The 6,310-nt window shown below is 65.7% G+C and carries 5 protein-coding genes; 1 reads left to right on the forward strand and 4 read right to left on the reverse strand.

Going from position 1 to position 6,310, the window contains the following annotated elements:
• Window positions 1–70 precede the first annotated feature (70 nt).
• The gene (locus PQR02_RS39185; protein WP_408243191.1) at window positions 71–1,780 is read right to left on the reverse strand and encodes a M48 family metalloprotease; all 1,710 of its coding nucleotides are present in this window, start codon (window positions 1,778–1,780) and stop codon (window positions 71–73) included.
• Between the two features lie 165 nt (window positions 1,781–1,945).
• On the opposite strand from PQR02_RS39185, the gene moaC reads away from it, so the two are divergent.
• A complete protein-coding gene (moaC, locus tag PQR02_RS39190) occupies window positions 1,946–2,452 on the forward strand; it encodes a cyclic pyranopterin monophosphate synthase MoaC (RefSeq protein ID WP_408243192.1) in 507 nt (168 codons plus the stop codon).
• 154 nt (window positions 2,453–2,606) lie between these two features.
• Here moaC and PQR02_RS39195 read toward each other — a convergent pair whose 3' ends face one another.
• The 3 genes from PQR02_RS39195 to PQR02_RS39205 form a co-directional block, all read right to left on the reverse strand.
• A complete protein-coding gene (locus tag PQR02_RS39195; RefSeq protein WP_408243193.1) occupies window positions 2,607–4,391 on the reverse strand; it encodes a PglL family O-oligosaccharyltransferase in 1,785 nt (594 codons plus the stop codon).
• A gap of 170 nt (window positions 4,392–4,561) precedes the next feature.
• A complete protein-coding gene (locus PQR02_RS39200) occupies window positions 4,562–5,185 on the reverse strand; it encodes a pilin (RefSeq protein WP_408243194.1) in 624 nt (207 codons plus the stop codon).
• 195 nt (window positions 5,186–5,380) lie between these two features.
• On the reverse strand, window positions 5,381–6,085 hold the full coding sequence (locus PQR02_RS39205) for a TerC family protein (protein WP_408243195.1): 705 nt from the start codon (window positions 6,083–6,085) through the stop codon (window positions 5,381–5,383).
• Window positions 6,086–6,310 lie beyond the last annotated feature (225 nt).

A 6,310-nucleotide genomic window follows, 5' to 3' on the forward strand; every position in this document is an offset into this window, starting at 1 on the left:
GGCTTTGTCGCGTGCGCGGCGTGCTGGCTCGGCGCGCACGCTCATCGAGCCCGGCTAGCCCGCCGCAGCCCTAACTCTTCTCGTCGAGCCGCTCCTCCTTGTAGCGGTTTTCCATTTCGTGCAGGCGCGCATCGACGGTCGCGAGATCGTAATAGCCGATCGACTTCAGATCGCGCGCGTCCTTCAGTTGCCGGATCGCCGACGGCCAAGCCCCTTCCAGCGCGAATTTTTCCGCCATCGCCCGGTGCTGCGTCAATGCATCGCCGCTGCCCGCGCTCGCCTGCGCGAGATACAGCCACCAGGCCGGCTGATCCGGATGGGCGCGCGCCTCTTTCTGCGCGAGCGCCTGCGCATCGGCGAACCGCCGCATGGTCAGCAAGGTGCGGATGTGCATGTCGATCGCGGCATTCGACTGCGGCCAACGCTGCTGCGCGAACTCCGCGAGACGCGCGGCTTCGTCGTTGCGCCCCGCGCGCCGCGCGATGTCGGCGGCGAGCACGTCGAGGCTCGGCGAGCTGCGCGCGGGCTCGCCCGCGGTACGCTCGCCGGTCGCGAACGCCGCGCGGGCAGTCGCGAGCGACGCCGCCGCATCGTCGTAACGTTCGAGCAGCAGCTGACCATACGCGATCCCGTACCAGTTCGCCGCGACGTTGATCGCCGTGCGGTCGTCGATTTCGGAGCGCAAGCGCGAAATCTCATCCGCGTACTCGCTGCGCGAGCGGTCCTGCAACACACGCGCGCGCGCGCGCACAAAGCCGTATTCGGGCGCCTGATGCGGCTGCCGGTACGGCGCCCGACGCGCGCGGTCCTCCATGTCGGCGATCCGTTCGCCCGTGAGCGGGTGCGTGCGCGCGTAGGCCGGGACGCCCGTGTCGTTCATCGCCGCGCGGTCGAGCCGGCCGAAGAAGGTAGGCATCGCGTACGGGTCATAGCCGGCGCCGGCCAGCAGCAGAAAGCCGACGCGGTCCGCCTCCTGCTCGGCCGAGCGCGAGAAGCGCAACTGGTTGTCGACCGCGTAAGCCTGGCCGCCGATCGCAATCGCGCTGCCCAGGTCGCCGCTATGCGCGAGCACGCCCGCCAGCACGCCGAACAATATGCCGGCGAGCGCGGCGTAGCTGCTGCGCTCGCCGGCTGAGATCATCCGCGAGATGTGCCGTTGCAGCACATGTCCCATTTCGTGGCCGAGCACCGACGCCAGCTCCGACTCGGTTTGCGTCGCTGCGATCAGACCGGTGTTCACGCCGATGAAGCCGCCGGGCAACGAGAATGCGTTGATCTGCGCGTCGCGCACCGCAAACAGATCGAAGTCCGGCCGATAGCCGCCGATGTACAGCGCGCTCGCCGCCGCGGCGAGTCTGGCGGACACCGAGTTCAGATAGTCGCGCACCAGCCAGTCGTCGAGATAGTCGGGGTCGCGGCGCACTTCGCGCATCACGCGCTCGCCGAGCTTGCGCTCGGCTTGCGGCGTCAGCGAACCGGAACCGCCGTTGCCCAGGTCGGGCAACTGCTGGGTGACGATCGGCGTGCGCCAGTCGCTGTTCTCACCCGAGCGTCCGGACAGGCGGTTCTGCGCGCCGCCGTACACGCCGAACACGCCTTGCGCGATCTCGGGCGGCACGACCGGGTCGGCATAGGCGTCCGACGGCCCGCTGACCAGTGGCGGCTCGGCCGGTTGCATGTTGAGCGCGACGCTCGCGCCGGCATGCGATTGCGCGAACGCGCCCGGCGGCGCCGCGAGCGCGACAGACAACAACGCTGCAAGAAACCGTTTCGGACGCATCGCGAGGTCGGTGACGAAGTCGGAAAGCGACGCCCGCCACTCGGACTAAGATAGCGGGCACAGCGCAATTGTAATCAGTCGCCGCGGCGAAGCGGACGGCTGCGCCACGCTGTTATTGCACTGCTACTGCACTGCTATGATAGGCGCCCTCTGAAGGAGCCCGACATGCCTGAACTCACTCATTTCGATGCCGCCGGCCAGGCGCATATGGTGGACGTCGGCGGCAAGCAGGAGACCAAGCGCATCGCCGTTGCGCGCGGCTCGATCCGCATGCTGCCGGACACCTTCGCGCTGATCCGCGACGGCAACGCCAAAAAGGGCGACGTGATCGGCATTGCGCGCATCGCGGCGATTCAAGGCTCGAAGCGCACCGCCGATCTGATTCCGCTCTGCCATCCACTCGCGCTGACGCGCGTCAAAGTGGATTTCGAACTCGACGAGACGCTGCCCGGCGTGCACTGCACGGTTCAGGTCGAAACGCTCGGCCGAACGGGGGTGGAGATGGAAGCGCTGACCGCCGTGCAAGTGGGACTGCTGACGGTGTACGACATGTGCAAGGCAGTGGATAGGGGGATGACGATTACCGATGTGAAGGTGCTGGAGAAGCACGGCGGGAAGTCGGGGGATTGGGTGGCGGATCAGGCGGGGCTCGGCAAGCACGCGCAAGACTGACGCAGTACACGCTCCGCAATCTTCCCTTGCCGCACTCCGGCAGCTTCGCCGCGAGCACCATCTGATTGGCGACACTCGACAATGACACCGATCCACGAGACACGTGGCGAGTCGCCACCGATGCCACCGATCAATGGCGCCCCGCGGACGTCAATCAGTCTTCGCCGCTGTCGTCGTCCTGGTTCACGTCGGACTGCGGCAGGCCGTAGCGCTTGACCAGTTCCGCCTTGAAGCCGGCAAGCGACTTCTGCTCATCGGTCAGTTCGTACAGATAGCTCAACTGCGACGGCCAGTCCTTCAACTCCTCCGCAAAAATCCTCAGGCGCTCGACGGTGTCGAGCGCCGCCGCCGTATCCCCGCTCAGCGCCTGCAACACCGCATAGCGGCGCAGCACGGTTTCGCCTGGCAGCAACGCGATAGCCTGCTTGTGCATCGCGAGCTTGTGTTGCAGGTCCATCGAGTTCATCGGCTGCAGCGTTGCGAGGCCGTACTCACCCCATGCCTGGAACAGGAACGACGGATTCGCCGTGTATTGCTCGGCAGGCCGCGCGCCGTAGTACAGCACCTCGGCGCGCGCGTAATCGCGATACACCGGATACAGCGAGGCCAGCCCGCCGAACACGACCAGCGCGAACGCGCCGAGCGACAGTCGCCCGGGCACGAGACGCAACGGCCGCGTTTCCAGCAAGCCGAACACGAACATCGCCGGCAACAGGAAGAACATGTACTGCTGCGGATATTCGACCAGCGCGTGCATCGTCAGCACGCCGATCAACGCGATGCCGAACACGCGCCCCGCGCTTTGCGGGGCACGCACCACACGCACGAGCCACGCGATCAGCCCGATGAGCACGATCGCAACGCCGATCAAACCGGTCTTCGCCAGCAGGTCGATGAAGATGTCATGCGAATTGTTGGCGATCTCGACACCGCCGAGCGTCTTCACCAGCTCGTACTGGTAGCTCGGAAATTCGCCCCAGCCGACGCCCAGCAGCGGATGCGTTCTGAACATCGTCCAGCCGTACTTCCACAGCGCGAGACGCGGCGCGATCTGGCCGGCGTCCTTGAAGCGGTCGGCCGCCGATTGACCAAGCTCCAGGTGATAGTGCACATTGGCCCAGCGGATCAGCGCATTGACCACGAAGAACAGCACCGCCAGCGCGATCGGGATGAGCCACTCGCGGTTGCTGCGGCGAAGCTGCGGCTCGTTGCGAGTCTGCGCGAACGCCATCCAGAAACCCGCGACGACGATCACCCCCATTTGCAGCCACGGACCGCGCGACACGGTCAGCGCCAGCCCGACCGCGAAGATCGTCGATATGAGCAGCCAGATGCCCAGGGCGAGCCGCCGTGTCTGCACGAGGAACAGCGCGCCCGCCATCGCGAACGCGATGTACGTGGCGAGGTGGTTTGCCTGCGCCATGTTCCCGAACGGCCGCCGCTCGACCGTCACGTTATACGCGACGACGAACGGCGAGACCCGCGTCTCCAGGTGAAAGAGCTGGATCACCTGGCTGAACACCGCAAACAGACCGCCGACGATCAACGCCCCCGCCGCCCAGCGCAACGCGGTTTCGTCGAGCTTGGCGCGTGTGAAACCATAGCCTGCATGCGTCGCCATCCATGCCGCCAGCAGAAAACCGCCGCCGAGCCAGTTCATCGACGGTTGCGCGACGGGCAGCAGGACCGACTGCGCAACCAGCACCACGCCGAACAGCAACGGCACCAGCGCAACCGTCGGCGATGCGAACGTGATGCGCGGCTGCGCGGTCGCCAGCAGCAGCACGATCCCCGCGCCGGTCAGCAGATGAAGCGCGAGCGCGGTGAATTCAGCGTAGAAGGTCGGAATCGGGTACGTATGGTTGGCGACTGCATAAGGCAGCACCAACGCGAGAGACAGCAAAACAAGAGACAGATAGCGTGCAAATGGGGAAGGCATCGAATAACCGGAGGGCGTCAGCAACCGGCGCACTATACAAAAAATTCCTTCCGCTGTGCGCCGGCTGGCCGAAATAGGCCGGAAATCAGCTTTTTATGTTCACTGTGCGTGCGAAGGGCGACTCGTGTGCCCGCTTGTGGCGCTCAGTCACACGCTAGTCACGCATTCAGTCACGAACGGCATTCCGGCGGCGCGAGATTCGACGCCAGGGTGGGTGCATCGACAGGCGCGGGCCCTGCGCCCGGCGCGGGCAACGATGACGCCGCTTTGCCGCCAGCGAAACATTCCCACGTCAGCGCGCCAGCCTGCACGGAGTCCTTGCTCAACGCGACGCGCGCGGTCGGCGCGTCCGCATTGTCGGGCACCGATGGCACCAGTGTCAGCGTGTTCGAACCGGCCGGCGCGACGCGTGTGGTGAACGCGATCGTGATCTGGCCGGTGTCGTCGTCGACCCGGATCGACTCGACGTTGCGGGTCGCGGGCGGCGACGCGTAGCCGCCGCTGAACGCATTGCCGCTCGCGGCGTTTTCGGCCACCGCGAGCCGCGCGGACGATGCGAGCGACAGCCCCTCGCCGACCCGGCTGCGCGCCAGATAGTCCTGATACGCGGGAATCGCATAGGCCGCGATCACGCCGACGATGGCCAGCACGATCATCAATTCGATCAGCGTGAAGCCGACACCGAAACGACGGCAGGCGCTCGCGAGCCGCGCGGACCAGCTCGCGCGGCGACGCGCGCAACGCGTTGAAAGCGTGGAATGGGAATAAGGGGGATAGGGCAAGGTAACGGTCATCGGCAGGCTCCTGAAACGAAAAACGCCTGCCCCGCGGATCGGGGACAGGCGTTTAAATCGTAGCCAGCGACGCTCGCGGCGGACAGTCAGCCGAATGGCTAACGTTGCGTTCATTGCGAGCGATCGCGCCGATACGGCGGCGCGCTCCAGTGCCGCGGGGCGACGCGCGCGTGTGCCGCCACAGCACCGCGCGCCTCACACCGTCGCGCGATTGGCGTTGCGGCGCTTCAACAGATATCCGAGGATCACGACGAACAGCGCCCCCGCGACGCTCATCCCGTATTCGGCGGCAGGCGTGTCGAGGATGGGCCAGCGGTCGCCGGCCGGGTCGTTGATGATCAGACCGCCCGCGATCCAGCCCAGCAACCCGGCGCCGAGCACGATGACGATCGGGAAGCGGTCGAGCAGCTTGAGGACCAGCTGACTGCCCCACACGATCAGCGGAATGCTCACCACCAGGCCGAAAATCACCAGAGCGAGCCGATGCTCCTGATCGGCGGCTTCGGCCGCACCCGCAATCGCGATCACGTTGTCGAGGCTCATCACCGCGTCGGCGACGACGATGGTCTTGATCGCCGACATCAGCTTGTCGGCCGGCTTGATGTTCTCGTGCACGTCATGCGCCGGCGCCATCAGGCGCACGCCGATCCACAGCAGCAGCAGGCCGCCCGTGAACTTCAGCAACGGCACATCGAGCAGCACGACGGCGAACGCGATCAGCGCCACGCGCAGCGCGATCGCGCCGGCCGTGCCCCACAGCACGCCGCGGATGCGCTGTGAGGGCGGCAGATTGCGGCAGGCCAGCGCGATCACGACGGCGTTATCGCCACCCAGCAGGATGTCGATCACGATGATCTGGAAGACCGCGCCCCAATGGAGGGTGGCGAAGAATACGAGCATGATTGAAAGAATAAGAAAAAATCTGACGCACGGACAATAAAAAAGCGGGGGAGTCTAAAACTCCCCCGCTTTTCAGGACCGCTCGCTCAAGAAAGGACTTCGTAAGCGTAACAAAAATCGCGCCGCTACAGCACGCGAATTTCGATTTACAGCATGGCCTTCAGAAGACGCGCCATTTCCGACGGGTTCTTCGTGACCTTGATACCGCATGCGTCCATGATTTCG

Origin of the sequence: Paraburkholderia sediminicola (genome assembly GCF_046026895.1) — a bacterium.
In the GTDB taxonomy this organism is placed as follows: Bacteria; Pseudomonadota; Gammaproteobacteria; order Burkholderiales; family Burkholderiaceae; genus Paraburkholderia; species Paraburkholderia sediminicola_C.